Raw genomic sequence first — 238 nt, 5'->3', positions numbered from 1 at the left:
ACGAACTGTTCATCACCACCAAACTCTGGATCCAGGACAACGGCGAGGCCACCACCCAGCGGGCCTTTGACACCTCGCTGCAGTATCTGGGCATGGATTATGTTGACCTGTATCTGATCCATCAGCCCTTTGGCGACGTTTACGGCGAATGGCGGACGATGGAAAAGATCCATCACGACGGCGGAGCGCGGGCCATCGGCGTTTCCAACTTCTCCTCGGACCGGCTGGTGGACCTCAT

General features: G+C 58.0%; 1 protein-coding gene. It reads left to right on the top strand.

Annotated elements, in window-relative coordinates:
- Positions 1–238: aldo/keto reductase (locus tag SB754_RS22800; RefSeq protein WP_410784540.1), on the top strand; the 238-nt coding region annotated here is incomplete at both ends.

The sequence above is a fragment of the Leifsonia sp. SIMBA_070 genome (assembly GCF_046534635.1).
In the GTDB taxonomy this organism is placed as follows: Bacteria; Actinomycetota; Actinomycetes; order Actinomycetales; family Microbacteriaceae; genus Leifsonia.
This window is presented reverse-complemented; position numbering and strand designations above follow the sequence as displayed.